At 40.4% G+C, this 14,658-nt stretch carries 18 protein-coding genes; 9 read left to right on the forward strand and 9 right to left on the reverse strand.

Annotated features, from left to right (window positions below):
• Position 1: 1 nt before the first annotated feature.
• The gene (locus LDM98_RS03995) at positions 2–982 is read left to right on the forward strand and encodes a hypothetical protein (RefSeq protein WP_223898053.1); all 981 of its coding nucleotides are present in this window, start codon (positions 2–4) and stop codon (positions 980–982) included.
• A 13-nt stretch (positions 983–995) separates the two neighbouring features.
• Here the strand turns inward: LDM98_RS03995 and LDM98_RS04000 are convergent, their stop codons facing one another.
• Positions 996–1,652, reverse strand: a complete 657-nt coding sequence (locus tag LDM98_RS04000; protein WP_223898054.1) for a class I SAM-dependent methyltransferase — start codon at positions 1,650–1,652, stop codon at positions 996–998.
• 226 nt (positions 1,653–1,878) lie between these two features.
• Here LDM98_RS04000 and LDM98_RS04005 point away from each other — a divergent pair, with 226 nt between their 5' ends.
• Positions 1,879–2,976 carry a TRAP transporter substrate-binding protein gene (locus LDM98_RS04005; RefSeq protein WP_223898055.1) on the forward strand — a complete coding sequence of 366 codons (1,098 nt, stop codon included), beginning with the start codon at positions 1,879–1,881 and terminating at the stop codon, positions 2,974–2,976.
• 13 nt (positions 2,977–2,989) lie between these two features.
• On the opposite strand, the gene LDM98_RS04010 is transcribed toward LDM98_RS04005, so the two are convergent.
• Positions 2,990–3,916, reverse strand: coding sequence for a DUF234 domain-containing protein (locus LDM98_RS04010; RefSeq protein ID WP_223898056.1), 927 nt, complete (start codon positions 3,914–3,916; stop codon positions 2,990–2,992).
• 153 nt (positions 3,917–4,069) lie between these two features.
• On the opposite strand from LDM98_RS04010, the gene LDM98_RS04015 reads away from it, so the two are divergent.
• Positions 4,070–5,500, forward strand: coding sequence for a YdiU family protein (locus LDM98_RS04015; RefSeq protein ID WP_223898057.1), 1,431 nt, complete (start codon positions 4,070–4,072; stop codon positions 5,498–5,500).
• Between the two features lie 75 nt (positions 5,501–5,575).
• Positions 5,576–5,719, forward strand: coding sequence for a hypothetical protein (locus LDM98_RS04020; RefSeq protein WP_223898058.1), 144 nt, complete (start codon positions 5,576–5,578; stop codon positions 5,717–5,719).
• Between the two features lie 65 nt (positions 5,720–5,784).
• Here LDM98_RS04020 and LDM98_RS04025 read toward each other — a convergent pair whose 3' ends face one another.
• Positions 5,785–6,453, reverse strand: coding sequence for a glycerophosphodiester phosphodiesterase (locus tag LDM98_RS04025; protein ID WP_223898059.1), 669 nt, complete (start codon positions 6,451–6,453; stop codon positions 5,785–5,787).
• Between the two features lie 29 nt (positions 6,454–6,482).
• Between LDM98_RS04025 and LDM98_RS04030 the strand changes: the two genes are divergently transcribed.
• Both LDM98_RS04030 and LDM98_RS04035 read left to right on the forward strand, forming a co-directional pair.
• Positions 6,483–7,583 carry a glycerol-3-phosphate dehydrogenase/oxidase gene (locus LDM98_RS04030; protein WP_223898060.1) on the forward strand — a complete coding sequence of 367 codons (1,101 nt, stop codon included), beginning with the start codon at positions 6,483–6,485 and terminating at the stop codon, positions 7,581–7,583.
• Between the two features lie 102 nt (positions 7,584–7,685).
• On the forward strand, positions 7,686–8,159 hold the full coding sequence (locus LDM98_RS04035) for a YhcH/YjgK/YiaL family protein (RefSeq protein ID WP_223898061.1): 474 nt from the start codon (positions 7,686–7,688) through the stop codon (positions 8,157–8,159).
• Here the strand turns inward: LDM98_RS04035 and LDM98_RS04040 are convergent.
• Together LDM98_RS04040 and LDM98_RS04045 are read right to left on the reverse strand one after the other, a co-directional pair.
• The gene (locus LDM98_RS04040; RefSeq protein ID WP_223898062.1) at positions 8,156–8,458 is read right to left on the reverse strand and encodes a hypothetical protein; all 303 of its coding nucleotides are present in this window, start codon (positions 8,456–8,458) and stop codon (positions 8,156–8,158) included. The genes LDM98_RS04035 and LDM98_RS04040 overlap by 4 nt on opposite strands.
• 10 nt (positions 8,459–8,468) lie before the next feature.
• Positions 8,469–9,395, reverse strand: a complete 927-nt coding sequence (locus LDM98_RS04045; RefSeq protein ID WP_223898063.1) for a DUF234 domain-containing protein — start codon at positions 9,393–9,395, stop codon at positions 8,469–8,471.
• A gap of 408 nt (positions 9,396–9,803) precedes the next feature.
• On the opposite strand from LDM98_RS04045, the gene LDM98_RS04050 reads away from it, so the two are divergent.
• Complete coding sequence (locus LDM98_RS04050; RefSeq protein ID WP_223898064.1) at positions 9,804–10,790, forward strand: hypothetical protein; 987 nt, start codon at positions 9,804–9,806, stop codon at positions 10,788–10,790.
• A gap of 55 nt (positions 10,791–10,845) precedes the next feature.
• Here LDM98_RS04050 and LDM98_RS11760 read toward each other — a convergent pair whose 3' ends face one another.
• Together LDM98_RS11760 and arfB are read right to left on the reverse strand one after the other, a co-directional pair.
• Positions 10,846–11,181 carry a co-chaperone YbbN gene (locus LDM98_RS11760; protein ID WP_223898065.1) on the reverse strand — a complete coding sequence of 112 codons (336 nt, stop codon included), beginning with the start codon at positions 11,179–11,181 and terminating at the stop codon, positions 10,846–10,848.
• 14 nt (positions 11,182–11,195) lie between these two features.
• On the reverse strand, positions 11,196–11,612 hold the full coding sequence (gene arfB, locus LDM98_RS04060) for an alternative ribosome rescue aminoacyl-tRNA hydrolase ArfB (protein ID WP_238480214.1): 417 nt from the start codon (positions 11,610–11,612) through the stop codon (positions 11,196–11,198).
• A gap of 450 nt (positions 11,613–12,062) precedes the next feature.
• Between arfB and LDM98_RS04065 the strand changes: the two genes are divergently transcribed.
• The gene (locus LDM98_RS04065) at positions 12,063–12,920 is read left to right on the forward strand and encodes a zinc-dependent peptidase (RefSeq protein ID WP_223898067.1); all 858 of its coding nucleotides are present in this window, start codon (positions 12,063–12,065) and stop codon (positions 12,918–12,920) included.
• 132 nt (positions 12,921–13,052) lie between these two features.
• Here the strand turns inward: LDM98_RS04065 and LDM98_RS04070 are convergent, their stop codons facing one another.
• The gene (locus LDM98_RS04070; protein ID WP_223898068.1) at positions 13,053–13,481 is read right to left on the reverse strand and encodes a thioredoxin domain-containing protein; all 429 of its coding nucleotides are present in this window, start codon (positions 13,479–13,481) and stop codon (positions 13,053–13,055) included.
• Between the two features lie 22 nt (positions 13,482–13,503).
• On the reverse strand, positions 13,504–13,890 hold the full coding sequence (locus LDM98_RS04075) for a group III truncated hemoglobin (RefSeq protein WP_223898069.1): 387 nt from the start codon (positions 13,888–13,890) through the stop codon (positions 13,504–13,506).
• A 336-nt stretch (positions 13,891–14,226) separates the two neighbouring features.
• Between LDM98_RS04075 and LDM98_RS04080 the strand changes: the two genes are divergently transcribed.
• Complete coding sequence (locus LDM98_RS04080; RefSeq protein WP_223898070.1) at positions 14,227–14,658, forward strand: bacteriohemerythrin; 432 nt, start codon at positions 14,227–14,229, stop codon at positions 14,656–14,658.

Below are 14,658 nucleotides of genomic sequence, written 5' to 3' on the forward strand. Positions count from 1 at the left end.
TATGAAAATCGAAGATATAGTAAACCTCACTGAAGGTACGCTCACGAACATTCCGAAGGTTCAAGCGATAGAAGCTGCAACCGTCTACTACTCAAAAGTAGAGCATGGCGATCTCTTCTTCTCTTCAAATCAGGAAGAGATAGACCAAGCCATCGCCAATGGTGCCTATGCCATCGTTTATACCGATGACAGTATCGTCAAAAAAGATGATGAGATCGCCTGGATCAAAGTTTCGGACCTGCAACTTGCAGCGATGAAACTCCTCCGTTACGTCGTCATTAGAAAGGAAGCAAAATTTTATTTACTTTCAGAACATGAAGAGACATTCCTGAAGATGATACTGCTTCACAAAACGAACATTACTTTTATCTCAAACGACTGGAGAAAGGCATTTGAACAGATCCTGAACTCTGAATGTTCTCTTTTTGTCGGAACGAACAAGGAACTGATGGAACTTATCAAGCCTGACGTACCCAAACTCAAGAAAGAGGTAGATGGATACTCCGTATTCGACACACTTTTTAGGACGACATTCAAGGTAGGCGGATTTGTCTATCAGGAAAAAGAACTGATCCCGTTCCATTTAGAGTACCTGCTTCGTGCAATAGACTTTTGTGAGACATACGAACTGCCTTACTCAGTGGAACGTCTTAAGTATACGAAACACTTTACACCGGTCTTTATAGATGGAAAACTCAAAAGCACACAGGCAAGCAAGAGTGACAAGGTAGCCATCTTTACCGACAACCTCTCCGATATTACCAAAGCAAGAGAGTATGTCATGAGAAGCAACATGTGGGTCAAGAGTGTGGTCATGACACCGCCTAAGACCAAAGTACCGGGCATTGACCACCCGTACTGGTTCGCAACAAAAGAAGAACTGCAGGACCTGCTTAAAAATATCCACTATAACTATGCATTCATCTACAATGCAGATAAAAGCATGTTACATACGATCCAGGAAGAGTACTCACTCTTCTAACACTTTGTTACACTTACAGCGACTGTGGGTGTAAAGGTTTTCTCACAAGCACCATATTTTTCCCATTATCGGCGATCACTTCAACACCATACTTTTTGCATAATTCGCTAAATGTATGCGCCGTAAAGAAGACGATATGTGTCGGGTCCTTATGGTAATACCATGTTTTGAAGGCCTCGACATCATTGGGATGGAACTGTGTCTGCAGTGCCAGGTAACCGCCCTCTTCCAAGCGTTCCAGAAGCCCTTCAAAGACTTCTCTGGGCTGATGCAGGTGTTCAAACACTTCTGTAGAGACAATCAGATCGTACTTTTTCTTCTCCTCAAACCCCTCAGGATGATAGATAGGGTCATAGTAGTCACAGGCTATGCCTTCTTTCATCAGCATGGAAGCAAGCAGAGAGCTTCTGCCGCAACCAAAATCAAGCGCTGTTTTGGGTTGCTTCACTAAGGGAAGTATAAAATCCAGAAATAGTTGGAAATAGGCCTGGTATCCCGCATCATTTTCATCATTTTCATGAAGGTTGTACCGTTCTTTCTGACTGATGAGATCCTGGTAACATTCCGGTGATTTAAAGATGTACTGACACGTCTTACAATAGTAATAGGTGATGTCCGTTTTTTCATGGTGAAATGACGCTGTCGGTTTGTCGCAAATATGGCAGTTCAATCTACATCCTTTAATGAGTGTTATGTTACTATTTATTTATTAATGCAAACCCAAATTATGTAGTAGAATTGTGAAAATAGCGTTTATGCTTGTGTTTAGGGTGTTTACAGAAAATTTGAGCTTAACCCAAAGGTTAGGTGATGATTTTATGTGAATATCATAGACACAATGATAGTTGCTAGTTTTATGATTTTAATCCATAATATGGGTTTAAGGACAAAAAAGAATGAAAAGAAGAGACTTTATTGCCGGTACAGCCATTGGGGCTACCGCTTTGGCACTAAGCGGATGCCACAGGGCTGAAGAGAAGACAGAAGGCAGTTCTGCAAACATAAACCGGGGTAAAAAAGTAACGCTCAAACTTGCTACATCCTGGCCTGCACACTTTCCCATTATGGGAACAGGCGTGGATGCTTTTGCGAAACGTTGTGCTGAACTGAGCGGAGGCACACTGGAGATCAAAGTCTACGCCAAGAACATTCTCGTCCCTGCCCTTCAGGTCTTTGACTCTACATCCGCTGCACAGATAGATGCTTTTCACTCCGGTGTCTACTACTGGAAAGGGAAGAACCCTGCATTCTCGATCTTTGGAGGCATGCCTCTGGGACTCACCAGTGAAGAGATGGTCACATGGATGAAATTTGGCGGCGGGTATGAACTCTGGCGTGAAATGTACGGTAAATTCAACCTCTATCCGCTCATAGGAGGAACAACGGGACCTCAAATGGGCGGCTGGTTCAAAAAAGAGATCAACTCACTTGCCGATCTAAAAGGTCTCAAGATGCGTATCCCCGGTCTGGGCGGAGAAGTGATGAAAAAACTGGGAGTGAACCCTGTACTTCTGCCTGCGGGTGAGATCTATACATCACTGGAACGCGGTACGATAGATGCCACAGAATGGGTGGGACCGGCACTGGACAGTATGATGGGTTTTGCAAAAGCAGCACCCTACTACTATACAGGCTGGCATGAACCCGGTTCCATACTCGAGTTGACTTTTAATAAAGCCCGATGGGAAAAGCTCAGTAGCGAACATCAAGCCATACTTACTGCAGCCAGTGAAGAGATGTCGGCGAACATGCTGCATGAGTTTAGATACAAAAATGCAAAAGCACTGCAGGCACTTCCGGACAATGTAGAGATCCGGACATTCCCTAAAGATATGATGGATGCAGCCAAAATCGCACTGAATGAGGTACTCGATGCCCAAAGTGCCCAAAGTGAAGATTTTAAACGTGTATTAAAAAGTTATCAGGATTTTGTCAAACTCAATAAGCCTTGGGATGATATCAGTACCAAGAACTTCTTAGATATCAGAGGCTGATCATCTCTCTATGCTAATACTTCTTGTTGGTATATGCCAGTAGATCTTTTTCACTGAGATCAGCGATCAGACCGGTGAGATTCTTTAATGAAAAAAGCTGTAACTTCTCACCTTTTTCCTTTTTGAGTTCAGAGGAGAACTTGTTTTTAGAGAAGAGGACAAACCTGTCAACATCCAGCTCGGCTTGTGCGCATTTTTCTTTGAGCTTTGTGAGTTCACTCTTGTTGGCTTTTGACTTGGAATACTTTGTCATACCTGCGATCATTTCACCGGACTTTCTTTTGATCAGGATATCTATCTCAACATTCTTGTCCCAATACCCTCCGATACCAACGATAGGATCGCCCTCAAACGCATCTTTAAAACTCTTTTTGAGCATTTCAAACACCAATTGGTCATAGATAAGATTTGAAAATTCTGATCTTATGCGTGACCAGTGCTCTTTCATCTCTTTATAATCACCCTCTTTGATCCCTTTATAGTAAGGAGAGATACAGGCAAACCAAAAACGCATAAAAGGCTGTACAAACAGAAGTTTATCAGAGTTTCCCTCTTCTTCTTTCAATGGTTTTTCCACAGATCTGTCAAAGATCAAGAGGTCATTTTTAATCAGCCAGTCTATTGCCTCTTCCCCCTCTTCTCTCTTCACATTCGCTTTTTTAAATGTAGAGAATTCTCTTCGGTCACCTGATGCTATGGCAGATAAAAGTTTATGGTAAACAGGTTTGCTCTTCGTTGTATGTGCAATGTCCCCATGAATATATCTGTAGTTACGAAGCACTTTTTCTTCTATCAGTTCATCGATAGATCTGGAAAAGTCAACACTCCATCCCATACCGCCAAATACACTAAAATACTCTACAGCCTGTTCAAAGTCAGTCGCATGGTTTTGGTAACAGAAAGAACGGAAGTGTTGCAGTAGTGTCGGATTTTTTGTCATTAAGAAGCCCTTGAATTGATTCATAGATTATACCTAAGATGCTGTTATAACCCTGCCATCTTCTGTCAGGTTTTACACCCTTTATATTTTCTACCCTTATTTATTTTTTCACTTTATAAGTGACTTCAAAGCTTTACAAGCTAATATGGGCTTATGAAATTAAATGAATTACACGTAACCAACCCCTACTTAGAACTACCGGCTGAGTGTTATGACAGCGTGGCACCCACACCTCTTGCAGAGCCCTATCTTATACATGCCAACACGGATGTGGCCAAAGTGCTCGATATTGACGAGGATGAACTTCAGACCGAGGTATTTGTGAAGTTTCTTAACGGTGAGTATCAGTTAGAAGGGTCAGAACCTTTTGCGATGTGTTATGCCGGGCACCAGTTTGGGTATTTTGTACCTAGGCTAGGAGACGGGAGAGCCATCAACATCGGTACGATCGACAAATATCATCTGCAGCTAAAGGGTGCGGGGGTCACCGAGTATTCGCGTAACGGTGACGGACGTGCCGTACTGCGTTCAAGCATCAGAGAATATCTTATGAGTGAAGCGATGCAGGGGCTGAGTATACCAACCACACTCTGTTTGGGACTGATAGGATCAGCACATCAGGTAAGACGTGAAAAGATAGAACAAGGTGCCATTGTCTGCCGTGTAAGCTCTTCATGGGTGCGTTTTGGTACGTTTGAATATTATGCCCATCAAGGAAATTTCAAAGACCTTGCAGCGTTGGCTGATTATGTCATAGAGGAGAATTTCCCGCATCACAGCGGCAAAGAGAACCGCTATACCCTGCTCTTTAATGATGTGATGATCATCACGGCCAGACTCATGGCACAATGGATGTCTGTCGGCTTCAACCATGGTGTCATGAACACGGACAATATGTCTATAGCCGGACTGACCATAGACTATGGACCCTATGCCTTTTTGGATGATTTCCGACATGAAAATGTATGTAACCATACCGATGTAGAGGGACGCTACAGTTTTGCAAACCAACCCGAAATAGCCAAATGGAATCTTAAATCACTGATGATGGCACTCAGTCCATTGACCGATACGGAAAAGATGGAAAAGAACCTGGGGATGTTTGATAAGATCTATATCCGCTATTTTCACTACTATATGTGTAAAAAACTTGGTTTCGAAGGCACCATAGAGGGCGATCCTGAGCTCATTGACGATATGCTGGACATGCTGGAGCAGTTACATGTGGATTATACGCTCTTTCTAAGAACACTCAGCCGTTATGAGGGAGACAGAGAGGCTCTTCTATCTACCGGGCTATACCATGAACCTATGAATGCATGGCTCGACAGATATGACGCACGTATCAAAACCATAGACACCAAAGAGCGAAAAGAGCAGATGCTCTCTGCCAACCCAAAGTATGTGCTCAAGAACTATATGCTTCAAGAGGGTATAGATGCCGCGGAAAAAGGTGACTTTTCTGTGGTGCATGACCTGTTTAAGATCGCCCAAAACCCGTTTGACGAACACCCAGAGTTTGAACGATGGGCAGGTGCGACACCACAGGAATTTAAAAATAAAAAGCTCAGCTGCTCTTCTTAACAAGGAAAACCTGGAAGTAGTCAAAGCGTAGAGATGCTATACTAAAAAAAGTACGCTATACAAAGGAGAGAGAGCATGAATCAGGACGAATTATTAGACCTATATCTTGAAAAGTTACGTCTATTATGCAAAGAAAAACTTGAAGAGCGTGAGATCAGTGTCATAGAAGCATTGAAAGAGTCTATACTCTATATTGAGGGCGAGATGCAGGAGTACTAAACTACCCTTCTCCTTGCTGAAGATCAGCCGAACATCCCCCTGGTTGGCCATACCTACTTTGTCATTTAAAACCTGATATCATTTTTCATGATCCCGTAGAGCCCTGCTTCCTTTTCTCTACTGAGATCTTCTTTCTCTACCGTCCAAAAAATGACCTTGTGTCTTTGAAGGAGCCCCTGAGCTAAGACGATGTCACGCAGGTTTACATCCACATCAAAATAACTGACATATGCATACAGCGTTTCAAAATCTTTATCTTCCAATGTGGATGCCTTGTCTATCAGTTTATGAAGCTTGAGATGAGGATTGAGCTGATGCATATAGTTTAAAACCTTATCTTCGAAACAGGAGACCTCTATCCAATCGAGTTTATTTTCTATCCGTTTTAGGGTGATTTCACAGAGTCTCTTATAGGTGGATGGGTTATACTTTATCTCCAGGATAAGTGTCGCCCTGCCCTGTGTGAGTTGAAGCAGTTCATCCAAGGTGGGAATAGACTCTCCATCTCCTGCATCGAGTTTTTTTAAGGCGGAAAGAGGAAGGGCTTCGGGTCTACCATCATACCCTGTTATGCGCTTAAGATCGTCGTCATGAAAGAGTATGACTTCTTCGTCATGACTCAATCTTAGATCAGTCTCTATACCATCTGCACCCGCTTCAAGAGCTTTTTTAAAAGCAAGCAGTGTATTTTCAGGATACTCTGCACTGAAACCTCGATGGGCAATTCGCTTCATAAAATCCCTCTTTTCTGTTATTATATCTTATGCATAAAAAATATGATATGGTGATTCTCGGTGCCGGTATTAATGGGGTAGCTATTGCAAAGGCACTGGCTTCTTCAGGGAAAAAAGTTCTCGTAGTGGAAAAAACACATATTGCGGCAGGGGCGTCATCCAAATCCTCACGGCTCATACACGGCGGTCTGAGATATTTGGAAAACTTTGAGCTCTCCTTGGTCAAAGAAGCCTTAGGTGATCAGAAATATCTTTTAGAGACCTACCCTGACCTGGTCAAGCTGCACCCTTTTTATCTGCCGATCTATAAAAATTCCAAACGCCCTGCCTGGATGATTCGTATGGGATTATGGCTCTATAGTTTTTTCGCACAACATGGCCACAAGTCAGAGGAAGTGGGAAAAGAGAACTTTTTGAGAGAGTTCACCGCTATAAAAGAACATCACCTCAAAACCGTATTCAGATACTTTGACGGAAAAACAGATGATGATGCACTGACACACAGAGTAGCTCAAGAAGCAAAAGATCTGGGTGTAGATATCCTTGAACATACAGAAGTGACTTCACTGCAATGTGAAGAGAACGCCATAGTATTACAGATCCAAAACATCCTCATGCATACACCCGTACTTATCAATGCAACAGGAGCATGGGTGGACGAGGTCAATGCAAAGTTCAACCTGCCCTCTTCTTACACCATAGAGAAACTCAGTGGTATACATCTTGTGATCGGGAAGGTACTCGTGCCTCATCCACTTATTTTGGAAACCTCTACCAAACGTATCTTTTTTATGATCCCTGAGAAAGAGTCAACACTCATAGGTACGACAGAACGAAGTGAAAACTGCAAAATCGATGAAGTCACAATCCATGATGATGACATAGAGTATCTGCTTAGAGAAAGCAATGCCTACTTGAAAACCGCTTTAACACGTCATGATATCAAAGAGGTTTTCATAGGGGTCCGGCCCATCATCAAAAGTCAAAAAGAACCTTCTGATATGTCACGAGAATCCAAGATCGACCTGCATCATTTTGGGGAAAGCAAAGTAGTAGTGCATATCTATGGAGGGAAATTAACCACTTTTCATTCTTTGGCAAAGAAAGTATTAAAGGTTCTAGATCTCTAAAATCACATAAGGGCGAAATCTCCATACGGTACACAAACAGAAGCATAAAAGTGTAATAATTTACTGTACAATGCCACATAAGAAAATACAAGGAATTCAAATATGATCATCGATAGATTGGAGAACTGGGAGCATTACCGTTTTGGACCTGCCTGGACAAAAGCATTTGAATTTCTACTTACCCTCTCTCCAAATGCAGAAGAAAAAAAATACACCATAGATGGTGACGATATCTTTGCCATCGTTATGCGCTATGATACCTGTTCTCCAGAAACATCACTCTTTGAATCACACCGAAAATATGTAGACATTCAAACCACTCTCATAGGCACCGAAAGATTTGAATGCTCTTTTACCGACACACTCTCAGTTCAGACACCCTATGATGATGCGACGGATGTACAGTGGTATAAACGAATGGTCCCGGGGCAGACACGCGTGGATGTATCTCCCGATACCTTTGTAATGCTCTACCCACATGATGCACATATGGCAGCCTTGATGACAGGAGAAAGATCTGAACATGTCAAAAAAGTAGTGGTAAAGATAAAAGCTGAACTCCTGCTCGATATTTAGCCGAAGATCCCTCTTGTCAGTAGTAGCGTGGCAAGAGCTACCATCATGAAAATGCTAAAAAACTTCATATAGTATCGGTTGTTGATCATGGTGGAAATGATGGTACCAGCCACTACAGAAACCGCCAAAAGTCCATAAAGCACAAACATCAGCATGATCACATTTTGTGGCAGCTCCATCGGCTTTTCATCCGGGAGTACAAAAGTCTGCAGTCCTACGGAAACAATCCATACATACAGCATCACAGCAAAAAAAGCTGTCCAAAATAAAAACTGTATCTTACCGCTTCGTATCAGCATCTATTTTCCTTTAGTACTTTTTATTCTTATACACCAACAAGTTATCTTCACTCAAGTTATCCAGTAACGAAGCTAGATGAGTATGGGCTAAAAGTGTTAAATCTGCATCTTTGGTCTCTTCGATCTCAGAAGAAAATCCATTTTTAGAAAAGAGTACATAATCAGCTACGTTGAGTTCTGCTTTTTTACACTTCTCTTTAAGGGAATTAAACATGTTTATGTTTGCTGCCTCTTTAGAGTACTTACATTCACCTGCCAGCATCTTTCCCGATTTCCTTTTGGCAAGTATCTCTATCTGCACATGTTTGTCATAGTATGAGCCTATAGAAACGATGGGATCGTCTGCAAATTTTTCGGCAACACTTTGTTGTACCAGTTCTCGTACCAAAAGATTACTCAGTAAGATAGAAAAATTCCCTTTGAGTTGATTCCATTTCTGTGAAAACTCAGCAAAATCACCATCAGATATGCTCTTATAATTAGGAGAAATAGCGGCAAACCAAAAACGCATAAAAGGCAATTCAAACAACACTCTGTCTGATTTTCCATCCCCCTCTTTTAAAGGTTCTTCTACCGAGAGATCAAACTTGAGCAAACTTTTCGTTTCCAGGTAGTCTATGGCTTCTTCACCCCTGTCTCTACCCACTTTAGCTTTTTTAAATGCCTCCTGTTCATGCTCAACACCCAGTGCCACAATGGACAACAAGTTATGATAGACAGGATTATTATGTGTATATCGTGTCATGCTTTTATGAAGGGGTTCGTAGTTACGCAGTACTTTTTCCTCTATGAGTCCATCAAGACTCTTAGAAGCATCTACATCCCATCCCGTCCCGCCAAACACCGTGAAGTACTCTAAAGCCTTATCAAAATCTTTGATGTTATTCTGGTAAGCAAAAGAGCGAAAATGTTGTAAAAGTGTTGGGCGTTTGGACATAGTAAACCTTGTTTTGATACATGAATTATAGCCAATGTTTATAGTGTCTCTTTTTTCGTTTTCAAACTTTGTATAAAATAGTAGAAGTATGTTATATTGACATCTTTTTAATGATGATGAAAAAATTGGGGTAATATTTGTATGCAGTCTGTACCCCAAGGGCATTTCTTCCTGTGAGTCAGGGCACTATGTTGTATCAAACAACAGAGGTAACTGCTGTTTGAACCTCGAAGTAAAATCCTGACTGTGAGAGGTGATGAATGCTATGGATAGACCCTTTTTTTTTCATTTCAGATTTAAATTTTGGAATCACGATAAATACACAAATGTTTTATATAGTATAAGAATGATTTATAGGAAAATAAAATTTAAAACTTAAAATCATCAGCAAAATATACAGGATCTAACATGAAAAATGTATTACTATTTATAGTTCTTGGCTCTACGACCTTACTTTCTGCAGCTCCTATGGCAAATACTGACGAAGACGTGCGCCAAAAAAGAGACAACATACATCAACGTACACAATCACAAGAACAAAAAAGACAACCCAAAAGACAGATCGATCAGAGAGATAGACAGAAGGTTAAAGAAAAAAGAAATATGAAAGAACAAGAGCAGTCTCAGCGTACCAGACAGTCTCAAGAACAACAAAGACAACCCCAGAGACAGATCGATCAGAGAGATAGACAGAGGGTTGAAGAAAAAAGACATATGAAAGCGCAAGAGCAGTCTCAGCGGACCAGACAGTCTCAAGAACAACAAAGACAACCCCAGAGACAGATCGATCAGAGAGATAGACAGAGGGTTGAAGAAAAAAGACATATGAAAGCGCAAGAGCAGCCTCAACGTACCAGACAGTATCAAGAACAACAAAGACAAATAACACAGCCTGTTGATCAAAGAGAGTTGCAAAGACAACATACCAAACGTAGTTTTACACCGCAAGAACGAGAAAGACGGATCATTAAACGTGTCAAACAAAGAGACAGTATCCAAAGAACGTTTAGAACGCACGAAGAGTTTAAACATGTAAGACCGCATTTAAGAACCAACTATTATCCTAGATATTACAAGAGGGACTATATACGTCATCACAATATAAGACAACCGGGATTAGTATATTTCCTCAATAGCTGGTATTTTATTTATCTGAACAGACATGCACCTTTTTATGATAGATATGGCTATTTTTATGGTTTTTTCAACCAATTTGGCTACTTCTTTGAAGGTATTTTTTATGCCTATGACAGATACTATACCTATGAAGACAGGTTAAGAGGAAGAGGACTGTTTGACAATAGATATTATGAACCTTATCTTGAGAATGGTTATGATGACTGGTACGACATCTATGAGGATCCATATTATGATGATCCCTATTATTATGATTAACCAAGCAGGATGCCAGTATGATTGGCAGCCTCCTTTAGTGCATAAATATTTCTAATCAAAGATATTGCTTGACCCACTCTTGTATCTGCAAACTACTACGTGCTCCAGTAAATCTGTCTATCTCTTTTCCCTCTTTAAAAACAAGCACCGCCGGGATACTTGCAATATGGAGCTTAGAGCCTAGTGTTTGCTCATCATCATTATTGATTTTCAAAAATTGTGCTTGCAATGGCATGGCGATCGCAGCACTTTCAAAATGTGGTGCCATTTGCACACATGGGCCACACCAAGGTGCCCAGAAATCAACTATACTCCAAGATTTAATACATAACTTTATTGCATCGTAGGCATTATAGCAAATAACATAAATAAATTTAACGATTACATTCACCAGATCCGTTCCCTTTATTCCGTCTCCACTTTCCCCCGCATTTTTTTCTTCTGTGCATGTTTCTTTTTCGATTGTATCCGCCGTTTAACGGCTCCTTTGGTTGGCTTGGTCGCAACACGCTTTTTGGGAACAACGTTAACACTTTTGATAAGCTCTACGAGACGCGCAAGTGCTTCATCTCTATTCTTATCCTGGCTGCGGTGCTGCTGAGACTTAATGACAATGATGCCCTCTTTGGTAATACGTTTGTCTTTCAGAGCAAACAGTTGCTCTTTGTAAAATTCAGGGAGTGACGAAGCGGCAATGTCAAAGCGAAGATGGATCGCTGCGGAAACCTTATTGACCTTCTGTCCACCCGAACCCTGCGCACGAATGGCGCTAAACTCTATTTCACTTTCGTCAAGAGTAACGGTATTTGATATCTTCAGCATTGCCATACTTTTTCCTTTATCGTTCTTTATTTGAGTTATCATACTACAATGAAAAAACCTGTCAATTTGTCATATTTATTATGATTATTAAAAAGTTGGGATAAAATTGATATGCAGTCTGTACCCCAAGGGCATTTCTTCCTGTGAGTCAGGGCACTATGTTGTGTCAAACAACAGAGGCAACTGCTGTTTGAACCTCGTAGTCAAATCCTGACTGTGAGAGGTGGTGGATGATATGGAATTAACCATTCTCATCATTTCGATTATATTAGCTATTCTCAAGTATCTAAATAATCGTTAAAACCATTTAGAGGGAGCTTACGCTCTCTCTTCAAACATCATTCTAGCAGAAAATGCTTTGTATGTAAATAGTCACTATCATCATACATTCCTGAAGTAAAAAGTGTTACACTAATAGTGATAGACTTTTATCACAAGGTTTCTAAGCGCATGACAAGCTATTATCTTCTACTTATACAATTTCTTTTTGCACTTGTGGCACTCTTTCTGTTTTGGCAAAGTGTGGGCTACTTTCGTCGCATGTGGAGATATAAAAGAGTCAAATCCATGCCTTTTCCAAGATCCTACGAGACCATTCTTCAAAACATATATCAGTACCAAACACTCACACCCAAACACAAAGAAAAGCTACACTTTTTGATACTTCTTTTCATAGACCAAAAAGAGTTCGTGGGTGTGAAAATGACCATAAGTGATGAGATAAAAGTCATTATCGCATTTTATGCCTGTTTGATGCGACTTGGGTTTACACCGGGTGAAAAAGATAATGTCAGCACTATCATAGTCTACCCCGAACACTTCATCGTAGATGACTCCCATACGAGTGATGGCATACACCACACCCGAACATCAGTCCTCGAAGGACAATCAGCCAATGGTACGGTAGTGATCTCCTGGCAGGATATAGAACAAAATATAGTCCAAGAAGGCAAAGAAAATGTCATCATCCATGAGTTTGCCCATGAGTTGGATTTTGAAGATGGTCTTGCAGACGGTACGCCACTTTTGGAAAATTCAAATTACCAGAAATGGTCAGAAGTCTTTTCCAAAGCTTTTAATTCATTACATGAAGATGCACAGATGCAAAAAGATTCAGAAGGATCGAGACTTTTAGGCGACTATGCGCTCACGAATGAAGCTGAGTTTTTTGCAGTGTGCAGTGAGCGCTTTTTACAGACACCTAAAGCGTTCAAAAAACATTTTCCTGATGTCTATGAAGAACTTAAACGCTTTTATAGACTTGATGCAGAGGCGTTATACTCATCACATCCCGATCCTCATGCATGATGTTTTTCACGTAATTTTCTTCATGCCTTCACCATCGCCAAAGTATCAAGCTTGCAGTACGCTAACCGTGCGTTTCACATCTTCTTTTCTAGGTTGTCATTATCACCTGATATCTATTTTTTATTTAAGCCATTAAAGATACTTTTCAACCCATTTTATGATCTGCTTACTGCTGCGTGCACCGGTAAATCTATCTATCTCTTTCCCCTCTTTAAACACAAGTACTGCCGGGATATTTACGATGATGATAGTTGGGTTTTGTGTTTGGGCGTTGTCGTTGTTTACTTTTAAAAACTGTGCTTGTAAGGGCATAGCCATAGCTGCAGCTTCAAAATGAGGTGCCATCGTCAAGCATGGACCACACCAAGGTGCCCAGAAGTCAACTATAACAGGTAGATCAGAAGTATGAATGAAGTAGTCCAATATAGCTAAATTTGCATTCAGCGGCTTACTTTCTAAAAGTGATTCTCCACACGCTTTACAATGTTCAGCAGTGTATGTCTCCTTCTTTTTTACACTGCTTACTTTAAGACAATGGGGACAAACTACTTTTATGTTCATAAACTCATACTCCATACTCTCTTTATATTCCCAAATTACGCATAAAGTTTGAAGCGATGTCTGTACTTTTTAGTTTGAAAAATTCACCTGACCGTGGAATATACACTTTATCTATGGCCTCATAAAACAACTTAAGCCACTGTTCAAAAGCCTTTCTACTTATGCCTTCTATCTCGAAGTGTGGTGCCATAGGGCGTCCGTTATACCGTTCATCCCCCAAAGCCACAAAAGCCCAAAACTGACTGATGAGTACAAGATGTTCTTCCCATACCTCAGAGTTGATATCATCACCTAACTTTTCCACAAAAAATGGTCCTACCAAAGTATCTTTGAGTACCATAGGGTAAAATGTTCTTACTAGTTTCTCTATATTCTCTTCATTTATTGTATTTGCTAATTCTGTTTGCATCCTATGCCTTTCTTTATACACTTATGCTTTGTATTGATCTACATGAACAAATCTTTATTATTCAAAAACATCTAGTGTACTATAGCAGATAATGTTTAGGATATAAATAGTCATACTTCCCTCAACTTCTCCCTATGAATCTTTCATTTTATGCTTATCCAAACGCTTGCTTAGAACAAAAGATATAAGTATGCTTCAAAAAGGCAAGAGTAATCGCAGATTTTATGACATAGAGTTATCATTGTCACCTGACACCTATTTTATTTTGAGCACTTGATGTTCATCAAGAGTCATTTCTATATTTTTGTCTATAATATCGTAAAAAAGGATTATCTGATGGCATTACTTTACGCAGAACAAGTTGAATATCTAGATGTTGAGGAGATGCAAGCGACACATGAAGAAGAAATAAAAATTTTAAATGAAGTGGAAAAACTTGCTACAGGGTATATAATCAATAAATCAAACCTCAGTCAGTTAGAAGAAAAACTGGATGAATACATAGCACATGTCAAAGAGCACTTTGCGAATGAAGAGCGTCTGATGCGAAAGTATGATTTCCCCTCTTATGAAATGCATAAAACGGCACACGATATGTTTTTAACCGATATCAATTATGCGATCAAACAATGGAAAAACTCTGATGATGTAAAAAAAGTTATCAATTTTATCTTTAAGTCACCAGAGTGGATAGTTTTGCATATCAATACTGTGGATGCCCCAACAGCAGCATATATTGCAAAGAAAATGGCGCTTGAAGAAGAGTAG

It is taken from the genome of Sulfurovum sp. TSL1 (assembly GCF_019972135.1).
Classification (GTDB): Bacteria; Campylobacterota; Campylobacteria; order Campylobacterales; family Sulfurovaceae; genus Sulfurovum.

What these genes read in the sequence shown, in the direction of transcription:
- LDM98_RS04065 (WP_223898067.1), top strand. Translation starts at nt 12,063, where the DNA reads ATGACAAGCTATTATCTTCTACTTATACAATTTCTTTTTGCACTTGTG.
- LDM98_RS04075 (WP_223898069.1), bottom strand. Translation starts at nt 13,890, where the DNA reads ATGCAAACAGAATTAGCAAATACAATAAATGAAGAGAATATAGAGAAA.
- LDM98_RS04035 (WP_223898061.1), top strand. Translation starts at nt 7,686, where the DNA reads ATGATCATCGATAGATTGGAGAACTGGGAGCATTACCGTTTTGGACCT.
- LDM98_RS04050 (WP_223898064.1), top strand. Translation starts at nt 9,804, where the DNA reads ATGAAAAATGTATTACTATTTATAGTTCTTGGCTCTACGACCTTACTT.
- LDM98_RS04070 (WP_223898068.1), bottom strand. Translation starts at nt 13,481, where the DNA reads ATGAACATAAAAGTAGTTTGTCCCCATTGTCTTAAAGTAAGCAGTGTA.
- arfB (WP_238480214.1), bottom strand. Translation starts at nt 11,612, where the DNA reads ATGCTGAAGATATCAAATACCGTTACTCTTGACGAAAGTGAAATAGAG.
- LDM98_RS04045 (WP_223898063.1), bottom strand. Translation starts at nt 9,395, where the DNA reads ATGTCCAAACGCCCAACACTTTTACAACATTTTCGCTCTTTTGCTTAC.
- LDM98_RS04025 (WP_223898059.1), bottom strand. Translation starts at nt 6,453, where the DNA reads ATGAAGCGAATTGCCCATCGAGGTTTCAGTGCAGAGTATCCTGAAAAT.
- LDM98_RS04030 (WP_223898060.1), top strand. Translation starts at nt 6,483, where the DNA reads ATGCATAAAAAATATGATATGGTGATTCTCGGTGCCGGTATTAATGGG.
- LDM98_RS04020 (WP_223898058.1), top strand. Translation starts at nt 5,576, where the DNA reads ATGAATCAGGACGAATTATTAGACCTATATCTTGAAAAGTTACGTCTA.
- LDM98_RS04080 (WP_223898070.1), top strand. Translation starts at nt 14,227, where the DNA reads ATGGCATTACTTTACGCAGAACAAGTTGAATATCTAGATGTTGAGGAG.
- LDM98_RS04040 (WP_223898062.1), bottom strand. Translation starts at nt 8,458, where the DNA reads ATGCTGATACGAAGCGGTAAGATACAGTTTTTATTTTGGACAGCTTTT.
- LDM98_RS03995 (WP_223898053.1), top strand. Translation starts at nt 2, where the DNA reads ATGAAAATCGAAGATATAGTAAACCTCACTGAAGGTACGCTCACGAAC.
- LDM98_RS04010 (WP_223898056.1), bottom strand. Translation starts at nt 3,916, where the DNA reads ATGACAAAAAATCCGACACTACTGCAACACTTCCGTTCTTTCTGTTAC.
- LDM98_RS04005 (WP_223898055.1), top strand. Translation starts at nt 1,879, where the DNA reads ATGAAAAGAAGAGACTTTATTGCCGGTACAGCCATTGGGGCTACCGCT.
- LDM98_RS04015 (WP_223898057.1), top strand. Translation starts at nt 4,070, where the DNA reads ATGAAATTAAATGAATTACACGTAACCAACCCCTACTTAGAACTACCG.